This is a genomic window from Streptomyces sp. enrichment culture (genome assembly GCF_964273145.1).
GTDB lineage: Bacteria > Actinomycetota > Actinomycetes > Streptomycetales > Streptomycetaceae > Streptomyces.
On sequence record NZ_OZ186873.1, the window covers coordinates 2,483,205 to 2,502,326 of the forward strand.

General features: G+C 73.2%; 15 protein-coding genes. 10 read left to right on the top strand and 5 right to left on the bottom strand.

Going from position 1 to position 19,122, the window contains the following annotated elements; genetic code table 11:
• The first annotated feature begins 3 nt into the window (after window positions 1-3).
• The gene (locus ACSU6Z_RS11110; RefSeq protein ID WP_437044794.1) at window positions 4-981 is read left to right on the top strand and encodes a DNA-3-methyladenine glycosylase family protein; all 978 of its coding nucleotides are present in this window, start codon (window positions 4-6) and stop codon (window positions 979-981) included.
• 175 nt (window positions 982-1,156) lie between these two features.
• Here the strand turns inward: ACSU6Z_RS11110 and ACSU6Z_RS11115 are convergent, their stop codons facing one another.
• A complete protein-coding gene (locus ACSU6Z_RS11115; RefSeq protein ID WP_437044795.1) occupies window positions 1,157-2,239 on the bottom strand; it encodes a sugar phosphate nucleotidyltransferase in 1,083 nt (360 codons plus the stop codon).
• Between the two features lie 189 nt (window positions 2,240-2,428).
• Window positions 2,429-3,853, bottom strand: coding sequence for an N-acetylmuramoyl-L-alanine amidase (locus tag ACSU6Z_RS11120; RefSeq protein WP_437044796.1), 1,425 nt, complete (start codon window positions 3,851-3,853; stop codon window positions 2,429-2,431).
• Between the two features lie 132 nt (window positions 3,854-3,985).
• Between ACSU6Z_RS11120 and ACSU6Z_RS11125 the strand changes: the two genes are divergently transcribed.
• From ACSU6Z_RS11125 to ACSU6Z_RS11145, 5 genes are all read left to right on the top strand, one after another.
• A complete protein-coding gene (locus tag ACSU6Z_RS11125; protein ID WP_437044797.1) occupies window positions 3,986-4,741 on the top strand; it encodes a TIGR03089 family protein in 756 nt (251 codons plus the stop codon).
• Between the two features lie 210 nt (window positions 4,742-4,951).
• The gene (locus ACSU6Z_RS11130; RefSeq protein ID WP_437044798.1) at window positions 4,952-6,175 is read left to right on the top strand and encodes an LCP family protein; all 1,224 of its coding nucleotides are present in this window, start codon (window positions 4,952-4,954) and stop codon (window positions 6,173-6,175) included.
• 239 nt (window positions 6,176-6,414) lie between these two features.
• Entirely contained in the window at window positions 6,415-8,265 is a 1,851-nt protein-coding gene (locus tag ACSU6Z_RS11135; protein ID WP_437044800.1) for an LCP family protein, read from the top strand.
• A gap of 396 nt (window positions 8,266-8,661) precedes the next feature.
• A complete protein-coding gene (locus tag ACSU6Z_RS11140) occupies window positions 8,662-10,395 on the top strand; it encodes an LCP family glycopolymer transferase (protein ID WP_437044802.1) in 1,734 nt (577 codons plus the stop codon).
• 90 nt (window positions 10,396-10,485) lie between these two features.
• Window positions 10,486-12,159, top strand: a complete 1,674-nt coding sequence (locus ACSU6Z_RS11145) for an LCP family protein (RefSeq protein WP_437044804.1) — start codon at window positions 10,486-10,488, stop codon at window positions 12,157-12,159.
• A 91-nt stretch (window positions 12,160-12,250) separates the two neighbouring features.
• Here the strand turns inward: ACSU6Z_RS11145 and ACSU6Z_RS11150 are convergent, their stop codons facing one another.
• Window positions 12,251-13,300 (bottom strand): glycosyltransferase family 2 protein, encoded by a 1,050-nt coding sequence (locus ACSU6Z_RS11150; RefSeq protein ID WP_437044805.1) that lies wholly within the window; start codon window positions 13,298-13,300, stop codon window positions 12,251-12,253.
• A gap of 139 nt (window positions 13,301-13,439) precedes the next feature.
• On the opposite strand from ACSU6Z_RS11150, the gene ACSU6Z_RS11155 reads away from it, so the two are divergent.
• Window positions 13,440-14,954 (top strand): LCP family protein, encoded by a 1,515-nt coding sequence (locus tag ACSU6Z_RS11155; RefSeq protein WP_437044807.1) that lies wholly within the window; start codon window positions 13,440-13,442, stop codon window positions 14,952-14,954.
• 132 nt (window positions 14,955-15,086) lie between these two features.
• Window positions 15,087-15,449, top strand: a complete 363-nt coding sequence (locus ACSU6Z_RS11160) for a four-helix bundle copper-binding protein (protein ID WP_437019015.1) — start codon at window positions 15,087-15,089, stop codon at window positions 15,447-15,449.
• A gap of 64 nt (window positions 15,450-15,513) precedes the next feature.
• On the opposite strand, the gene ACSU6Z_RS11165 is transcribed toward ACSU6Z_RS11160, so the two are convergent.
• Complete coding sequence (locus ACSU6Z_RS11165; protein WP_437044809.1) at window positions 15,514-16,800, bottom strand: LCP family protein; 1,287 nt, start codon at window positions 16,798-16,800, stop codon at window positions 15,514-15,516.
• Between the two features lie 118 nt (window positions 16,801-16,918).
• On the opposite strand from ACSU6Z_RS11165, the gene ACSU6Z_RS11170 reads away from it, so the two are divergent.
• A complete protein-coding gene (locus tag ACSU6Z_RS11170) occupies window positions 16,919-17,485 on the top strand; it encodes an acyl-CoA thioesterase (protein ID WP_437044811.1) in 567 nt (188 codons plus the stop codon).
• A gap of 65 nt (window positions 17,486-17,550) precedes the next feature.
• Here the strand turns inward: ACSU6Z_RS11170 and ACSU6Z_RS11175 are convergent, their stop codons facing one another.
• On the bottom strand, window positions 17,551-18,033 hold the full coding sequence (locus ACSU6Z_RS11175) for an ATP-binding protein (protein WP_437044812.1): 483 nt from the start codon (window positions 18,031-18,033) through the stop codon (window positions 17,551-17,553).
• A gap of 224 nt (window positions 18,034-18,257) precedes the next feature.
• On the opposite strand from ACSU6Z_RS11175, the gene ACSU6Z_RS11180 reads away from it, so the two are divergent.
• Complete coding sequence (locus ACSU6Z_RS11180; protein ID WP_437044814.1) at window positions 18,258-19,112, top strand: helix-turn-helix domain-containing protein; 855 nt, start codon at window positions 18,258-18,260, stop codon at window positions 19,110-19,112.
• Window positions 19,113-19,122 lie beyond the last annotated feature (10 nt).

Consider the following 19,122-nt stretch of genomic DNA (forward strand, 5'->3'; position numbering starts at 1 on the left):
CTCGTGGCAGGACGCTTCGCCCCCAGGCCCGTACGCGGCGCCCCCGCCGCCGTGCCGCGCCGGGCCGCGGCACCGGCGCGGGTCCGCACCTGGACGCCGGACGGCCCGCTCGACCTCGCCCTGGTCCTCAGCCCCCTGCGCCGGGGTCCGGGCGACCCCACCTTCCGGGCCCTGCCGGACGGATCGGTCTGGCGGGCCAGCCGGACACCCGCCGGGCCGGGAACGCTGCGGGTGAGCGCGTGCGGCGCGCGGGTGCGGGGCGAGGCGTGGGGCCCCGGCGCCGAGTGGCTCCTCCACCACCTGCCGCGGCTGCTGGGCGCCGACGACGACCCGTCCGCGTTCGCACCGCGGCACCGGCTGCTGGCACTGGCCCGGCACCGGCGGCCGGGGCTGCGGCTGGGGCGGACCGGACTGGTGCTGGAGTCGCTGATCCCCTCGGTGCTGGAGCAGAAGGTCACGACGGACGAGGCGTACCGGGCGTGGCGGCTGCTCGTCCGGAGGTACGGGGACCCGGCGCCGGGTCCCGTGCCGGACCGGATGTACGTGATGCCGGCGCCGCGGACGTGGGCGCTCGTCCCCTCCTGGGAGTGGCACCGGGCGGGCGTCGACGACAAGCGGGCGTCCACCGTCCTGCGCGCCGTACGGGTGGCCGCGCGGCTGGAGGAGGCCGCGGGGATGGAGCCGGCGGCGGCGCGGGCGCGGTTGCAGGCCGTGCCGGGGATCGGGCCGTGGACGTCGGCGGAGACCGTGCAGCGCAGTCACGGGGCGCCGGACGCGGTGACCGTCGGGGACCTGCACCTGCCGGGGATCGTGGGGTGGGCGCTGGCCGGGAACCGGTACGCGGACGACGCGGAGATGCTGCGGCTGCTGGAGCCGTACGCCGGGCAGCGGCATCGGGCGGCCCGGCTGATCCTGCTGAGCGGGAGGGTGCCGCCGCGGAGGGCTCCGCGGATGCCGGTGGGGGACATCGGGCGGTTGTGACGCGGTGCCGGGCGGGCGGCGTCCGCCCGGCACCCGGCGCCGGGGTGACCGCCGCCGGTCGCACGGCCCGGCGCTGCCGGGGTGCCGTCCGGCCCCTTCGGGCAGGAAACGCCCGTGCCCCCGCGCCGTCCGGCACCGGGGAGGCGCGGCCGCCCGGTGCCGGACGGCGCCCCGCTCACTGGTCGGAGGAGAACCGCACCGCCCCCGCCGGGATCCGCGCGTCGCACCACACGCGGACGCCTTCGCGGAGTTCGTTGTCGGGCCCGACGACCGCCCCGTCGCCGACGACCGTCCCGGTGAGGACGGACCGTTCGCCCACGCGGGCCCGGGAGCCGATGAGGGAGTCGGTGACGACGGCGCCGGGCTCGATGACGGCCCCCGGCAGGATCGTGCTGCCGAACACCCGGGCGCCCTCCGCCACGAACGCCCCCTCCCCCACCACGGTCCCGCCCGCCAGCTTGGCGTCGGGCGCGACCCTCGCCGTCGGCAGTATGAGGCGGTCCCCGCAGCGGCCGGGCACGGCCGGGGACGGCGCCCGCCCCAGCACCAGGTCCGCCGACCCCCGGACGAAGGCCGCCGGCGTCCCCAGGTCCAGCCAGTACGTGGAGTCCACCATGCCCTGCAGGTGCGCCCCGGCCGCCAGCAACCGGGGAAACGTTTCGCGTTCCACCGACACCGGCCGGTCCGCCGGGATCGTGTCGATCACCGAGCGGCGGAAGACGTACGCCCCCGCGTTGATCTGGTCGGTGACGATCTCCTCCGGCGTCTGCGGCTTCTCCAGGAACGCCAGCACCCGGCCCGTCCCGTCCGTGGGCACCAGGCCGTACGCGCGGGGGTCCGTCACCTTCGTCAGGTGCAGGGACACGTCCGCGCCCGTCGCCTCGTGGGTCCGCACCAGGGCCCGGATGTCCAGGCCGGTCAGGATGTCGCCGTTGAAGACCAGCACCGGGTCGTCGGGCCCCGAGCGCAGGCGGGACGCCACGTTGCGGATCGCGCCGCCCGTGCCGAGCGGCTCCTCCTCCGTCACGTACTCGATGTGGAGACCCAGCGACGAGCCGTCGCCGAAGTACGGCTCGAAGACCTCCGCCAGATAGGACGTCGCGAGCACGACGTGCTCGACCCCCGCCGCCCTCGCCCGCGCCAGCTGATGCGTGAGGAACGGCACTCCCGCCGCCCTGACCATGGGCTTCGGTGTGCGCACCGTGAGCGGGCGCAACCGGGTGCCCTTGCCGCCGACCAGGAGGATCGCTTCTGTCACCTGTCGTCTCTGCTTCCTGCCGGGACCGGCCGAACTGTCTTTCGGCCGGCCAGTGTATGCAGACCGTCCCCGGCGCCGTCGACGGCCGTGAGGTGTCCCGCCCCATGCCCCCGATGGCGGTTCAAGTCCCGTCGAGCCCCCCCGAGTCCCCCCTCGCCCCGTCCCCCGCTCCCCGGCCGGTCCTCCCCCTCAGCGGCCCTGGTACCGCGCCGCGGCCGACCGGGCCGTCCCGAGCTTGCCGTACAGCTTCCGCCCGGGGCAGTCCGTGACGAAACCGTCCCGGTGGCCGGAGATGACGTGCAGTCGTACGTTCCTTCCTTTTCGGTAGAGATTGCCACCGGCGGACTTCAGGTATGTCTTGCCGCGCGGATTCATCCCGTACAGCCCGAGCTTCCACGCGGTCAGCCGTGCGACGGCCTTGACGGCGGAGGAGGAGGGGCCGGTGGAGCCGTACGTGCCGAGAACGGCGACGCCCATGCTGTTGCGGTTGAACCCCAGGGTGTGCGCGCCCAGGACCGGCTTCGCCACGCCGCCGGCGCGACCCTCGTAGATCTTCCCGCACTTGTCGACGAGGAAGTTGTAGCCGATGTCCCGCCAGCCCATGCTCCGGACGTGGTAGCGGTAGATACTGCGGATGACGGACGGGGCCTGCGAGCAGCGGTAGTTGTTGCCGGACGCCGTGTGGTGCACGAACGCCGCCTTGACCTTCTTCGTGTAGGCGAACTTCTTCCCCCGCAGCTTCTCGTCGGCCCCCCAGCCGCGGCGCGTCACGATACGCGGACGCGGCCCGATGTACGGCTTGGCCCTCTGCTGCTGCCCGGCCGGGGAACCGGCCCCCAGGGCGAGCAGCTCGCTCTCGGTCCGGGCACGGCTGAGCGCCGGAATCTCGGTGGCGCCGAGCGGGGCGAGACCGGCGTTGGCCGCGGCGGCGGTGACGGATCCGGCCGACTGGGCGCCGGGGGCACCGGGGCGGGAGCCGTCCGCCGTGCCGTCCCGCGGCGGGGTGGCCGTCTCCCGGCCGGGGTCGACGAGTTCGAGGCGCAGTCCGGAGGGCAGGCTCCCGGCGGCCGGGGCGCCCGCCGCCCGGGTCCCGGTCCCGCTCGCGCCCTCCGCCCGCACCCGCGCCTCGACGCCGTCCGACTCGCCCACCCACAACGGCGCGGTGGCCCCGCGCACACGGCCGGACCCGCGCTCGGCCGTGCCGGGGTCGGCCCCGTGGTCGGCGTGGTGCGTCTCGAGGTCCTGCCAGGCGGACCAGGTGCCGGTGCCGGCGGCGCGGGTGCGGACCTGGACGCGGCCGTGCAGCTCGGTGCCGGGTTCGTCCCAGACGACGCCGACGAGCGAGAAGGGCCGCACGTCGCGGCGGGCCAGGCCCTGTTCGGCGGCGCCGGGAGCGCGGTCGCGGGGCAGGGGTTCGAGGGGGAGCGACTGGGTGCCGCCGGGGACGGACGAGGACCGGCCGGTTCCGGTCGGGGTCGCGGGGGCTTCCGCGGTCGGCACCGGTCTCGCGGCCGTCCCGGCCGCGGGCGGGGCGAGGGGGAGGGCGAGGGCTGCCGCACAGGTGACGCCGATGGAGGAAGCAAGGAATCCGCGCATGCCCCTGATCTTGGACATGAAGTGACAAGTCTGTCCATACGGGAATTGACGATCTGTCGGTCATATTCCCCCGAACCGGTAACACCGCGGCGACGGCACGGGGGTCCGTCCGCTCGGCGCCCGGCTTCCCGCCCGCGTACGCTTGCACAGGTGAACGCGAGCGACCGTACCCCTGCCGACCTGCTGAGTTCCGCGCTCGCCGCGGATCCCGGGCGCCCCCTGGTGACCTTCTACGACGACGCGACGGGCGAGCGCGTCGAACTGTCCGTGGCCACCTTCGCCAATTGGGTGGCCAAGACCGCCAACCTCCTCCAGGACGAACTGTCCGCCGAACCCGGCGACCGGGTCGCGCTGCTGCTGCCCGCGCACTGGCAGACGGCGGTGTGGCTGCTGGCGTGCGCGTCGGTGGGCGTCGTGGCCGACGTCGCCGGCGACCCGGCCGCGGCCGACGTGGTGGTGAGCGGACCGGAGACGCTCCAGGCGGCGCGGGCGTGTTCCGGTGCCCGGATCGCGCTGGCGTTGCGGCCGCTCGGGGGGCGCTTCCCGCAGCCGCCGGAGGGTTTCGCCGACTACGCCGTGGAGGTGCCGGGGCAGGGGGACCGGTTCGTCCCGTACGCGCCGGTCGACCCGGAGGCGCCCGCGCTGATCGTGGCCGGGCGGGAGTTCAGCGGGGCGGAAGTGGTCGAGCGGGCGCGGGCGGAGGCGCCGGGGCTCGGCCTGACGGGGCCGGGGTCGCGGATCCTGTCCGGGCTGCCGTACGACACCTGGGAGGGGCTCAACGCGGGCTTGTACGCGCCGCTGGCCACCGGCGGTTCGGTGGTGCTGTGCCGGCATCTGGGACGGCTGGGGGCGGAGGCGCTGGACAAGCGGATCGAGACGGAACGGGTGACGGCCACGGCGCGGTAGCGCCCTCCCTCCTCCGCCCTCCCCTCCCCCGTCCCCCTCCGCCCCCTCCGTCCGTTCCTTCCCTCCCCCATTCGGCCCTCCCCGCCCCTCCCCCGCCGCCCATCCGCGCCATCGTCGTAGGAGCGGCAGCGGCGAGACCCCGCGCATCCGGCGGTGGCGGGCCCGCGGCACGCAGGACACGCCCGTACGGCACGAGGGGTGGAGCCAGAGGTGAGTGACGCCGCAGACGCGCCCGACGGGACCGGGGCCGCAGGGACCCCGGGTCCGGGAGCGGGCGCGTCCGCGACCGGGGCGGGGCTGAAGCGCCGCCGGCGGCGGCGCCGGCGACGGGGAGCGGCGCTCGCGGCGTGCGGGGCCGTCGCCGTCGCCGTGGGGGCGGGATGGGCGCTGTACGCGAAGCTGGACGGCAACATCACACCGGACGAGGCCGCCGCGGCCGAGCTCGCCCGCTACGAGAGGGAGCGGCCCACCGCGCTGGTCCGCGGCGCGCGGAACATCCTGCTGATCGGGTCCGACACCCGCTCCGGCGACGACAACGCCCGCTACGGGCGGGACTCGGGCACCGCGCGGTCCGACACCACGATCCTGCTGCACCTGGCCGCGGGCCGGCACAGCGCCACCGCGGTCTCGGTGCCGCGCGACCTGATGGTGGAGGTGCCCGGCTGCCGCCGGGCGGACGGGTCCCGGACCGAACCGGTGTTCACGATGCTCAACCACGCTTTCGAGGCGGGTGGTTCGGCCTGCGCGGTCCGGACCGTGGAGAACCTGACGGGCGTCCGGATCGACCACCACGTCGTCGTCGACTTCCACGGCTTCAAGGAGATGGTCGACGCGGTCGGCGGCGTCGAGGTGTGCCTGAGCGAACCGATCGACGACAGGGCGGCCGGGCTGAAGCTGCCCGCGGGCCGGGTGACGCTGGACGGGGAGCGGGCACTCGGTTACGTCCGTGTCCGCAAGACGCTCGGGAACGGCAGCGACACCGGCCGCATGGAACGGCAGCAGCGCTTCCTGGGCGCGCTGGTCGAGAAGGTCCGGAGCAATGACGTCCTGCTGAATCCCGTGAAGCTGTATCCGGTCCTGGACGCGGCGACCTCGGCCCTGACCACCGACCCGGGCCTGGCGAGTCTGCGCGGTTTGTACGAACTCGCACGCGGCCTGCGCGACATCCCCACCGAACGCGTGCAGTTCCTGACCGTTCCGCGGGAGTCGTACGCGCGTGACGCCAACCGCGACCAGCTCGCGGAACCCGAGGCGGGAAGACTGTTCGAACGACTGCGCAGGGACGAACCGGTGGCGGTGGCACCGGCCGGCCACGGCGCGTACGGGCGCGACCACGGAAGGTTTCGAAAAGCGCGGACCGGGAAGCCCTCCGGCCCCGTCTCCCCGGCGCCGACGTTCCGCGGGAACACCGCCGCCGAGGACGATTGCGCGTAAAGCGCGTTCCAAGGGTTCTCACAGGAAACGGACTCCGCCCCCGAATATGGGCGGGATTGCCCGGGTGTAAAGGGCGTGGGATTTGTCACCGGCGTCGTACGGCGCTGAACTGGGCGATTAGTGTGAGCGATCCGGTGTGCCCGACCATGCGGTTCCGCCTGGGGTCGCGCACTGATCGACCGAGACCCGAGCGCCTTGGGGAAGGCGCCGCGTGGCCCCGACGGAGGATACGGACGACCGTGGACGCGCAAGGCCGTGGGCGGGCGGGAAACATCGACCCCGCAGACCAGTGGGTGCTCAATCCGAACACCGGCGAATACGAACTGCGACTGCCCCCTTCCGCACCGCAGTCGGAACCCCAGGCGGCACCCCAGCCGGCCCCCTGGCCGGAACCGCAGCCGACCGTGCCCGGCCCGCGCAGGGCGGCGCCCGGGGCGGCCGCTCCGGCGAGGGCGGCACGGGGCCGCGCGGCGCCCGCCCCCGAAGGCGAGGCACCCGGCCCGGAGAAGACCGAGAGGACCGACCCGGGCGGCGACGGCCTCGCCCCGGACCGAACGGCTCCGCCGCGGCGCCGGCGCCGCGGCGCGCCCGAGACGCCGGCCCCGGGGCGGCGGGGGCGGCGGCCGGCGAAGAAGAAGACGCGCAGCAGGCGGATCCTGCTGTGGACCGGCGGCTCGCTGGCGTTCGTCCTGGTCGCCACCGCGGGAGCCGCCTACTTCTACCTCCAGCACCTCAACGGCAACATCGACACCCTGCCCGACGACGGCGCGAGCACCGGCGGCTTCCGCAAGGACCAGCCGATCAACATCCTGCTCATCGGCACCGACAAGCGCACCGGCGCGGGCAACGAGGGCTACGGCGACACCGGCAGCAACGGGCACGCGGACACCACGATCCTGCTGCACGTCTCCAAGGACCGCTCCAACGCCACCGCGCTGAGCATCCCCCGCGACCTGATCGTCGACATCCCCGACTGCCCGACCACGCAGGAGGACGGGACCACGAAGGTCATCCCCGGCTCGCAGGGCGCCCGCTTCAACCAGAGCCTCGGCCAGGAAGGCCGTACGCCCAGCTGCACCATGCGGACCGTCACCGAGCTGACCGGGATCACGCCCGACAACTTCATGGTCGCCGACTTCAACGCGGTCAAGACGCTGACCACGGCGGTCGGCGGCGTCGAGGTCTGCCTGGCGAAGGACATCGACGACCCGGACTCGCACCTGAAGCTGTCGGCGGGCACGCACACCATCCAGGGCGAACAGGCCCTCGCCTTCGTGCGCACCCGGCACTCGGTCGGCTACGGCGGCGACCTGAGCCGCATCGAGATCCAGCAGCAGTTCCTCAGCTCGCTGATGCGCAAGCTGAAGTCCAACGACACGCTGACCAGCCCGACGAAGATGGTGAAGCTGGCCGAGGCGGGCACCAAGGCCCTCACCGTGGACTCGCAGCTCAAGAGCATCACCAAGCTGAAGGACCTGGGGATGGAGCTGGGCAAGCTCAACCCCAAGAACCTGACGTTCACCACCGTCCCGGTGGACGACAACCCCAACGAGACGGTCAAGGCGACGGTGGTCCTGAAGGAGGCGGAGGCCCTCCAGGTCTTCGAGGCGATCCGGAACGACGTCTCCTTCACCGAGGTCGAGCAGCAGAAGAAGCAGAAGAAGAAGGAGGAGGCGGACGCCGCCGCGGCCCGGCTGAAGGGCACCAAGTCCGACCCCTCCGAGGTCCGGGTCCGCATCCTCAACGGCGGCGCGAAGGACGGCGCCGCCGGGCAGACCCTCAGCTGGCTGCAGCTCGAACAGGGCGTGACCAAGTCGGAGAACGCCGGCGACGCGCCCGCGGAGGTGAGCAGGACCACGCTGGAGTACGCCCCGGACCAGGCCGACCAGGCCCGCCGCCTCGCCGACATCCTCGGCCTGTCGGGCGCGGCCATGAAGCCCGGCGAGAGCGTCACCAACGCCCAGGGCATGCCGACGATGACCCTGACCCTGGGCAAGGACTTCAAGGGCGCCGGAGTCAAGCTCAACGCGTCCCAGAAGGCACCCGACGTGAAGAAGTCCACGGCCGACAAGGTGCAGTGCGCCAAGTGACGCGGCACCGGCGCCCACGGGACCGCCGGTGCCGGAAATCGCCGTACAGCCCTCCGGCGGGTTCGTGCGTCCAACAAGGCGTGGACGTCAGCGGTGCCCCGCACCGGCGTACGGACCGGTGAGGACGGGACGGCGCAGGGCGCGGCGCGCTCCGTACGCGGCCGGGCACCCGCTTCACCGCGGGTGGCCACCCCGTCAAGGGAATGGGAGGAATTGCCCTGTTATAGGGACGTCGAATTTGTCACTGACGTCGTTCGGCGCTGAACTGGGCGGATAGTGTGAGCGATCCAGTGCTCCCCGCCGCGTGGCCGCCCTGGCGTCGTGCACTGTGCTGACCATCACCGAGCGCCTTTTCCGGAAGGTGCCGCGTGGCCCCGACGGAGGATACGGACGACCGTGGACGCGCAAGGCCGTGGGCGGGCGGACAACATCGACCCCGCAGACCAGTGGGTACTCAATCCGCGCACCGGCGAATACGAACTGCGACTGTCCCCTTCCGCACCGCAGTCGCCCGTGCCCGGACCGCGTGGCGCGGACGGCGGCGGGGCCCGCCGCCGTCCGGCTCCCGACCGCGAGGCGCCCGCCCCCGGGGCCCGGCGGGAGGTCCCGGCCCAGCGCAGGCGCCGCGACGCGCCCGACGAGCCGCCGCAGCGGCGCGGGCGCCGCCCGGCGCCGCAGGGCGGGAAGACGGCCCGGGGCCGCAAGGTCCTGCTGTGGACCGGCGGCACGATGGCGCTGGTGCTGCTCGCCGCCGGCACCGGGGGCTACCTCTACCTCAAGCACCTGGAGGGCAACGTCTCGACGACGGACATCGGCGACGCGGGCAAGAGCAGCTTCAGCAAGGACGAGGCCTTCAACATCCTCGTCATCGGCACCGACAAGCGCACCGGCGCGGGCAACGAGGGCTACGGCGACACCGGCAGCGTCGGGCACGCGGACACCACGATCCTGCTGCACGTCTCCAAGGACCGCTCCAACGCCACCGCGCTGAGCATCCCCCGCGACCTGATCGTCGACATCCCCGACTGCCCGACCACGCAGGAGGACGGGACCACGAAGGTCGTCCCCGGCCTGCAGGGCGTCCGCTTCAACCGGAGCCTCGGCGAGAGCGGCCGGGACCCGGGCTGCACCATGCGCACGGTGCGGGAGAACACCGGCATCCCGGTCGACCACTTCATGATGGCCGACTTCAACGCGGTCAAGACGCTGACCACGGCGGTCGGCGGCGTGGACGTCTGCCTGACGCGCGCCGTCAACGACAAGCAGTCCAAGCTGGACCTGCCCGCGGGCAAGTCCACGGTCCAGGGCGAGCGGGCCCTGGCCTTCGTCCGCACCCGGCACAGCTTCGGCAACCAGGGCGACCTGGACCGCATCAAGGTGCAGCAGCAGTTCCTGGGTTCGCTGATGCGGAAGATGTCCTCCAGCGACACCCTGACCAGCCCCACGAAGCTGATGAAGCTCGCCGAGGCCGCCACCGAGGCGCTCACCGTGGACTCCGCCATCGGCAAGGTCGGCACGCTCAAGGACATCGCCCTGGAGCTGAAGAAGGTGCCGCCGAAGAACATCTCCTTCACCACGGTGCCGGTGGACGACAATCCGGCCGAGGAGAAGCCGGTGACGGTGGTCCCGAGGGAGCCGGAGGCCACCCAGCTCTTCGACACGATCGCGAACGACGTCTCGCTCACCGCGGTGAAGGAGAAGAAGAAGGAGGAGGCCGCCGCCGTCGCCGCCCGGCTGGAGGGCACCAAGTCCGACCCCTCCGAGGTCCGGGTCCGCATCCTCAACGGCGGCGCCCCGGCCGGCAGCGCGCAGGAGACCCTGGCCTGGCTCCAGACCGAGCAGGGCGTGGACAAGTCCGAGAACCTGGGCAACGCGCCCGAGCAGCTGGGCAGGACCACGCTGGAGTACGCCCCGGACCAGGCCGACCAGGCCCGCCGCCTCGCCGACATCCTCGGCCTGTCGGGCGCGGCCATGAAGCCCGGCGAGAGCGTCGCCAACGCCCAGGGCATGCCGACGATGACCCTGACCCTGGGCAAGGACTTCAAGGGCGCCGGAGTCAAGCTCAACGCGCCGCGGAAGGCGCCCGCCGTGGAGAAGTCCACGGCCGACAAGGTGCAGTGCGCCGGCTGAGGCAGGAAGCGGACCTGAGGTGCCCGTCGCGCGTCCCGCGGGACGACGGGCGGGACCGTGCCCAGGGCACGAGGGTGGGGAGGACGGGAAATGACCCGGAACAGTGTGCAGGAGGAGGACGCGTCGCCTCCGCTCCGGCGGGTCCGGCAGCGGCCCCGGGGTGACGGCCGCCCACCCGCGAAGGTCCCGCAGGCACGCCCGGCCGGGGCTCCGTCTCGTGACGGCGGGGACGGCGGCGGGGGCGGCGGCGGGGATCACGCCCACGGCACCGAGCGCCGGCCGCCGCGGCGCAGGCACCGCGCACTGCGCTGGACCGCGCTCACCCTGGCGGTGCTGATACTCGGCACGGCCGGCGCCGGATACCTCTACTACCAGCACCTCAACGGAAACATCGAGAAGGTCCCCCTGAACCTGGGCGACAGCAAGGTCGCCGAGCCGACGCCGAACGCCGCCGGGCAGGTCCCGCTGAACATCCTGGTCATCGGCTCCGACGCCCGGGACACCAAGGAGAACCAGGAACTGGGCGGCGCCCGGGAGACGTTCGGCGGCACGCCGCTGGCGGACGTGCAGATGCTGGTGCACCTGTCCGCCGACCGCAGCAACATGTCGGTGGTCAGCATGCCGCGCGACACTCTGGTGAAGATCCCCAAGTGCACCGACCCGGACACCGGGAAGGTCTATCCGGCCGGCTCCGGCCGGACGATGACGAACCAGAGCCTCGGCCACGGCGGCCCCGGCTGCACGGTGGCGACCTGGCAGGAGCTCACCGGCATCCACATCGACCACTTCATCATGGTCGACTTCGCGGGCGTGGTGTCGATGGCGGACGCCGTCGGCGGCGTACCGGTCTGCGTGGACGCCAACATCCACTCCCGCGACAGCAAGGGTCACGGCTCGGGCCTGAAGCTGCGCAAGGGCACCCACCCGGTCAAGGGCGAGCAGGCGCTGCAGTGGCTGCGCACCCGGTACGGCTTCGAGGACGGCAGTGACCTCGCCCGCGCCAAGGCACAGCACGTGTACATGAGTTCGATGATCCGTCAGCTCCGCGAGAACGCCACCCTGAGCAACCCGAACAAGCTGCGCCGCCTCGCCGAGGAGGCCACCGAGGCGCTCACCGTCGACCCGGGCCTGGACACCGTCAAGAAGCTGTACGACCTGAGCACCGAGCTGCGCAAGGTGAAGCCGGAGCGCATCACCATGACCACGATGCCCAACCGGTACGTGGGCGCCCGCGTGGAGCCGACCGAGGACGCCGAGCGGCTGTTCCGGCTGGTGCGGGAGGACATCCCGCTGGACGGCAAGGGCGTGCCGAAGAAGGCCCCGGAGAAGGGGTCGGGCGACCCGGCCGCCGCCGACGGGGAGATCGCGGTGCAGGTCCGCAACGGCACCCGTACCGACGTCCTGGCCCCGGTGGGCGAGCGCGCGGGCACGGTCGCCGGGCTGCTGGTGGACAAGGGGTTCACGCAGGCGGTCGCCGACCCCGCCGCCACCGCGGGCGAGGAGCGGACCGTCGTGCGCTACCCGAGCGCCGAACTGGAGGGCGACGCCCAGCGGGTCGCCAAGGCCCTGGGGATTCCGCTCGGTTCGGTGGAGCGGTCGACGGACGTCTCGGGCGTCACGCTCGTCGTGGGCGCGGACTGGCGGGAGGGCACGGAGTACCGGGCGCCCGAGAGCGACGACAAGACGCCCGAGACGGCTCAGGCCCTCAACGGCGCGGACGACAAGGCCTGCATGCACGTGAACCCGGCGTTCACCTGGTCCTGACGGCCGGACGCCTCCGGGCCGTCACCTCTTCCCGACGGCCGGACGCCTCCGGGCCCTCACCGCGAGCCGGGCCCTCACCGCGAGGCGGGCATCACCGCGAGGCGGCGTCCGCGTCCGCGTTCGCGTGGACCGCCGGGCGCCGGCTCGCGATCACCTTGCGGGCCAGCGACCGCGGGCTGGTCAGGAAGCCCCAGCCCCACGACATGTGCATGGTCGCCAGCGCGAGGGGGATCTGCGCCCGCGCCTTCAGCGGCAGCCCCTTGCCGGCCGGTACCGACCCGGCGACGATTGCCGCCAGGTAGCCGCCGGGGATCACGAAGCCCCACGGGGTGAGCGCCGCGCCCACCACGATCCCGGCCGCGATCGCGCACACCGCGGTCGGCGGGGCGAGGTAGCGCAGGTTGATGGAGCCGGCGTGGTAGCGGGCGACGACGTGCCGCCAGCGGCCGTAGTCCTTGTACTGCTTGGCCAGCGCCCGCACGCTCGGCCGGGGCCGGTAGGACACCTTCAGCTCGGGCGAGAACCAGATCAGCCCGCCGGCCTCGCGGATGCGGAAGTTCAGCTCCCAGTCCTGGGCGCGGATGAACTCCTCGTTGTAACCGCCCTGCTGCTCCAGCGCCTCGCGCCGGAACACCCCGAGGTAGACCGTCTCGGCGGGGCCCGCCTGGCCGCCGGTGTGGAAGGCGGCGTTGCCGACGCCGATCCTCGACGTCATGGCGGCGGCGACGGCGTGCTCCCAGGCGTTCTCGCCCTCGGCGTGCATGATGCCGCCGACGTTCTGCGCGCCGGTCTCCTCCAGCAGCCGTACGGCCGTGGCGATGTAGTTCGGCGAGAGCATGCCGTGGCCGTCGACGCGCACCACGACCGGGTGCCGGGAGGCCTTGATCGCGGCGTTCAGCGCGGCGGGGGTGCGCCCGCTGGGGTTGGGCACGGTGTGCACGCGCGGGTCCTCGCGGACGAGTTCGGCGGCTATCTCGTCCGTGCGGTCCGTGGACGGACCGAGGGCGATGACGACCTCCATCTCGCCGGCGTACTCCTGCGCGAGGATCGCTTGGACGGCTCCGCGCAGGTGCCGCTCCTCGTTGAGGACCGGCATGATCACGGACACGGCGGGAGGCTGCACGTCGGAGTTGGCGTTCATCGCAGCCCACGTTACCGCGAACGGGGGACACGGGTGCGCGCCGCGGGGGCCGCTGCACCGGGCCGCAGATCGTATGGGCCTACGGTGCTCACGGATCCCCACATCCGGTTCCAGGGCCAGTCCCCGCGGAGGTTTCCCCTTGCCCACGCCGCCCCGCTCACCCTCCCCCAGGGTCCCGGCCTCACCCGCGCGGGGCGGGCCCCCGCCGCCCCGGCGCCGCCCGCGGGCCCCGGGGCCGGCGGCACCGGGGCCCGCCGCCGGGCGGAGGCGGCCGCGCTGGGCCCTGCGGGCGGTGACCACGCTGTCGGTGGTGGTGCTCGCCTCGGCCGGCATCGGGCACACGGTCCTCAGCGACCTGGACGCGGACATCGCCCGGGTCGACGCCTTCAAGGACATGAAGAACCGGCCGCGCGCCGGGCACGGCACGAACATCCTGCTCGTCGGCACCGACGGCCGCGACCGGGTCACCCCCGAGGAGCGGCACCGGTACCGGCTGGGCGGCGCGCCCTGCCACTGCACCGACACCATCATGATCGTGCACATCTCGGAGGACCGGGAGCGCGCGAGCGTGGTGAGCCTGCCGCGCGACTCCTACGCCATGACGCCCGAGCACACCGACGCCACCACCGGCGAGCGGCACGACGGCCACCCGCTCAAGCTGAACGCGGCCTACGCCGAGGGCGGCCCCCAGCTGACCGTCCGCACCGTCGAGGCGATGACCCGCGTGAAGATCGACCACTACCTGGAGGTCGACTTCACCAGCTTCATGAAGACCGTCGACGTCCTCGGCGGCGTGCGGGTGTGCACCGCCCGGCCTCTCAAGGACAGCCACACCGGCCTCGACCTGCCGGCCGGCACCCACACCCTGTCGGGCGGGCAGGCCCTGCAGTACGTCCGCTCCCGCCACCTCGACGGCGCCTCCGACCTGGGCCGGATGCAGCGCCAGCAGCAGTTCCTGGCCGCCCTCATCGAGCGGGCGACCTCCTCGGGCATCCTGTTGAACCCGATCAGGTTCCGGGACATGACGCGGGCTGTGCTGGGCTCCGTCCGCGCCGACAAGGGCTTCGGCACCGGCGAGCTGCTGGCGCTGGGCCGGGCGATGCGGAACTTCTCCCCCTCGTCGTCGGAGTTCGCCACGGTGCCCATCGAGGAGATGGGGTACGCCGTCAAGGGCGTCGGCTCGACCCTGAAGTGGGACCCCGCCCGGTCCGAGCGGCTCTTCCGGGCGCTGCGCGAGGACGAGCCGCTGGCAGCGCACCGGCCGCGCGCCACGCCGGCGCCGACCGTGCCGGTGGACCCGCGGCGGATCCGCGTCCAGGTCGAGAACGGCACGCACACGGCCGGGCTGGGCCGGCGGGTGGACGCGGCGCTGGCGGCGCTCGGCTTCGGCACCACCGGGGCGCCGGTGAACGCCGCGGACCGCACCGTCCGGCGGACCGTCGTCGCCTACGACCCCCGCTGGGACCGCTCGGCCGAGTCGCTCGCCGCGGCCCTGCCCGGCAGCGAGCTGCGCCCGGTCGCCGGGCTCGGGCCGACGCTGAGGGTGATCGCGGGCAGCGACTTCGAGAAGGTCCGCGAGATCCGCGCCGAGCAGCCGGTCCGGCAGCCGGGCGGCGTGGTGCGGGGCGACGAGGTGGTGTGCGGGAAGCCGTGACCGCGGCGGCCCGGCGCCCGCTTGGCGGATCCTCCTCCCGCGCTCCCGTGGCGGGCCCGGCCCGGGGGGCGTACGACGGAGGGGTGGGGCCGGTTCGCGGCCCCGCCCCCGCCCGTCCCCGAGGAGGACACCATGCAGCAACCCGCCGGCATGACCGCGATGAGCAAGGAGATGCAGGACTGCGTCGAGGCGTGCATGTCCTGCCACACCGTGTGCGAGGAGACCATGAGCTCGTGCCTGCAGATGGGCGGTCAGGCCCAGATGCAGATCATGCGCGCGCTGATGGACTGCTCCGAGATGACCCGCATGTGCGCCGACATGATGATGCGCCGCTCGCCGATGGCGGCCGAGATGTGCGCCCTGTGCGCGCGGGCCTGCGAGATGTGCGCCGAGGCGTGTATGGCGATGCCGGACGACGCGCAGATGAAGCGCTGCGCCGAGGCCTGCCGCCGCTGCGCCGCGACGTGCCGGGCCATGGCGGGCGCCACGATGTGACCGGCCCCGCCCGGTGACCGGCCGGGGGCGCCCCGTCGCGGGGCGCCCCCGGTGTGCCGCGGGGTCAGTCGCCGGAGACGGTGACCGTCTCGTCGTTCCTCAGCTGCTCCACGAGCTGCTTGACCTTGGTGGTGTCCCACTGGAGGTTGCCGTTGGGGGCGTTGCCCGCGATCGGCATGTTCAGGGACTTGCCGTCGCCGCCGCTGACGCCCTTCATCGCCCAGAACATGTCGGCCAGGTCGAACAGGCCCATGTCCTTGTCGACGATCAGGGAGTCCAGGCCGGCGCCCATGGTCGGGTAGAGCCTGAACGGGTTGAGGACCGTGGAGGGGGTGGCCACCTGGCTCGCCAGGGCCGACAGGAACTTCTGCTGGTTCTTCGTGCGGTCCAGGTCGGAGCCGGCCAGCGCGTAGCGGGTGCGGACGAAGGCGAGGGCCTCCTCGCCGTTCAGGGTCTGCCGGCCCTTCTTGAGGTCGGCGCCGGACTTGGTGTCCTTGATGTCCTGCGGGATGTCCATCTCGACGCCGCCGACCGCGTCCACGATGTTGGCGAAACCGGCGAAGCCGATCTCGACGTAGTGGTCGATGCGCAGCCCGGTGTTGTACTCGACGGTGCGCACCAGCAGCTCGGGGCCGTCCTCGGCGTAGGCGGCGTTCAGCTTCACGTGCCGGCCGGTGGCCTCGTACCGCTTGCCGGACTCCGAGCCCACGAAGCTCGGGATCTCCACGTCCGAGTCGCGCGGCAGGGAGATCAGCGTGGCGCCGTTGCCGCCGGTGTGCAGGATCATCATCGAGTCCGTGCGCTTGCCCTCGGCGGACCCGGTGTGCAGCTTCTTCTTCTCCTCGGCCGACATGCCCTCGCGGCTGTCGGAGCCGACGATCAGGTAGTTGGTGCCCTCGCCCGCCTCCGGCCGTTCGATGACCTTCGACAGGTCGACCTCGCGGTTGAGCTTGGAGTCGGCCCAGAAGTAGGTGCCGATCGCCGTCACCACGAGCACGGTCACGACGGTGATCGAGGTCACCTTGATGCGGCGCCGCCAGTCGGGCGCGGTACGCGGGCCGCGCGCGCCGGGGCCCCGGCGGCCGGGGGTGCCGTAGACCTGGCCGGTGTTGTAGCCGCTGTCGTAGCCGCCCGGGTCCGCGTACCCGTCGTGGCCGCGGCCGTCGACGTACGACGGCTGCTGCGGCACCCGGGCGCCCTGGGGCCCGGCCGCGGGCCCCCGGCCGGGCGGCCCGGCCTGGCCGCGGCGGACCTGCCGCATCACACGCGCGCCCTCGGGCCGCGCGCTCGCGCTGCCGCGTCCGTACCTGCCGCGGTCGTCGTCGGACCGCCCCTGGGGCCATTCGCTCATGGCTCCCAGTGTGCAGGTCCCCCCTGTGCGGCATACAAGGGTCGTCGGAAAACGGGGGCGGCGCTGTTGCGAAGCCGGCACAAAATACGCCGTCGCCGCCCCGCATAAGGTGGAGGCCATGACAGACCAGGCAGACCACGCCTCGGCCGCCGAGGCGCAGACCCCGGAGATCCCGGGCAAGCCGACCTCGGCGTCCCGCACCACCCTGAGCCACATCATGACCCACAACGACACCAACCTCCTCGGCACGGTGCACGGTGGTGTGATCATGAAGCTGGTCGACGACGCGGCGGGCGCCGTCGCCGGCCGGCACTCCGGCGGGCCGGCCGTCACCGCCTCCATGGACGAGATGGCGTTCCTCGAACCGGTCCGCGTCGGCGACCTCGTCCATGTGAAGGCCCAGGTCAACTGGACCGGCCGGACCTCGATGGAGGTCGGGGTGCGGGTCCTGGCCGAGCGCTGGAACGAGTCCGCCCCGCCGACCCAGGTCGGTTCCGCCTACCTCGTCTTCACCGCCGTGGACGCCGACGGCAAGCCGCGCCGCGTGCCGCCGGTGATCCCCGAGACCGAGCAGGACAAGCGCCGCTACCAGGAGGCCCAGATCCGCCGCACCCACCGCCTCGCCCGCCGCCGCGCGATCATGGAGCTGCGGGAGAAGCGGGCGGCGGAGGGGTTCCCGGACTGACGCCCGGGTCCGGCCCGGAGCCGGGCTCCACGACCGGTGCCCGGATCCGGCCCGGAGCCGGAGCCTCACGGACCGGCGCCCGGGTCCCGCCCGGGACCGGGGCTCCCCGTCTCGAACCAGAGCAGCTTCCCCGCCCCGCGCCCCGGGGGGCCGTCGCCGTCACCGAGCGACCAGGCGCCCCACGAGTCGGCGTACTCCTTCACGAGGTGCAGCCCGCGTCCGCCGCCCGCGCCGGGCGGGGCGGGAACGGCGCGGTCCCCGGGCGGGCCGGTGAAGGGCGCGGGAACGTGCGGGTGGCTGTCCCACACCCCGACCCGCAGCCGCCCGTCGCCCAGCGCGGTGAGCCGCAGCGAGCACGGCCCGCCGGTGTGCCGGTAGGCGTTGGTGACCAGTTCGGACGTCAACAGCTCGACGGTGTCCAGCAGTTCGCGCCTGCCGTGCCCGTCGAGGACGGCCCGTACGGTCATGCGTGCGACGCGTGCGGCTCTGGGGTCGTGGGGCAGGCGGAGGGCGTACACCCAGGTGTCGGGCAGGGATACGGTGCCCATGGAGACCTCCGGGAGAAAGGGGACGCGGCTTGCCCGACCGGCCGCGCCGAGCGGTGGCAGTGCCTGGGGTGGTGCGCTTCCGGCTTATGGGGGCGGCGAGTTGGGCGGTACATGAGAACCGTAGAGCAGACAGTTAGATGCATCTAACCGATTCGCCTAAAAGCATCCATGCTTCACCCTTGTGAGGGAGCACAGCGCCGCGTCGCGGCCAGGAAGGAGACGCCGTGCCGCCCACCAACAGCCCTACGCTCCGGCAGCGAAGGCTGGGCGCGGAGCTGCGCAAACTTCGCGAGCGGGCCGGACTCACCGCTACGAGCGCGGCCGAACTCCTCGGCGTCAACCAGGCACGCGTCAGCATGATCGAGACCGGCCGTACGCCCATCAGCTCCGACCGGCTCCGCTCCATGGCGCACGTCTACGACTGCCGTGACGAGGAGCTGATCGACGCCCTCGCCGCGATGACGGGCCGACGCACGCGCGGCTGGTGGGAGGAGTACCGCGACCACGTGCCGGTCGCCCTGGTCGACTTGGCCGAACTGGAGCATCATGCCTCCGGTTTCCGTGTGGCACTCCTGATCCACATTCCGGCGCTGCTCCAAACCACCGACCACGCCCGCTCCCTGTTCCGCGCAGTGGTCCCGCCGATGCGCCAATACGAGATCGAGCACCGCCTCACGCACCGCATGAAACGGCAGGGCGTCCTGCACCGAGCGGATCCGCCCCCGTACGCGGCGATCATTCACGAAGCGGCACTACGGATGAACTTCGGCGGCCCGGCCGTCGCCCGTGGCCAGCTCAAGCACCTGCTCGACATGAGCGAACTGCCCCACGTCACCATCCGGGTGATCCCCTTCGGCGCGGACCACTTCCCGACCACCGGCCAGTCCTTCGACTACATCGAGGGCTCCGTCCCGCAACTCGACACGGTCCAGCTGGACTCGCATCACGGTGCCTGCGAATTCCTTGACGCGGAGGCTCAGTTGAGCAAGTACCGCGCGGTACTGGACCGCATGGACTCCTGCGCGCTGGACCCCGCCAAGACGCGCGACTTCATCCACCACCGCATCCAGGACCTGTGAAGGAACCGGC

Coding starts and splice junctions, on each gene's coding strand:
- ACSU6Z_RS11165 (WP_437044809.1), bottom strand. CDS start 16,800: ATGAGCGAATGGCCCCAGGGGCGGTCCGACGACGACCGCGGCAGGTAC.
- ACSU6Z_RS11175 (WP_437044812.1), bottom strand. CDS start 18,033: ATGGGCACCGTATCCCTGCCCGACACCTGGGTGTACGCCCTCCGCCTG.
- ACSU6Z_RS11160 (WP_437019015.1), top strand. CDS start 15,087: ATGCAGCAACCCGCCGGCATGACCGCGATGAGCAAGGAGATGCAGGAC.
- ACSU6Z_RS11145 (WP_437044804.1), top strand. CDS start 10,486: ATGACCCGGAACAGTGTGCAGGAGGAGGACGCGTCGCCTCCGCTCCGG.
- ACSU6Z_RS11120 (WP_437044796.1), bottom strand. CDS start 3,853: ATGTCCAAGATCAGGGGCATGCGCGGATTCCTTGCTTCCTCCATCGGC.
- ACSU6Z_RS11170 (WP_437044811.1), top strand. CDS start 16,919: ATGACAGACCAGGCAGACCACGCCTCGGCCGCCGAGGCGCAGACCCCG.
- ACSU6Z_RS11150 (WP_437044805.1), bottom strand. CDS start 13,300: ATGAACGCCAACTCCGACGTGCAGCCTCCCGCCGTGTCCGTGATCATG.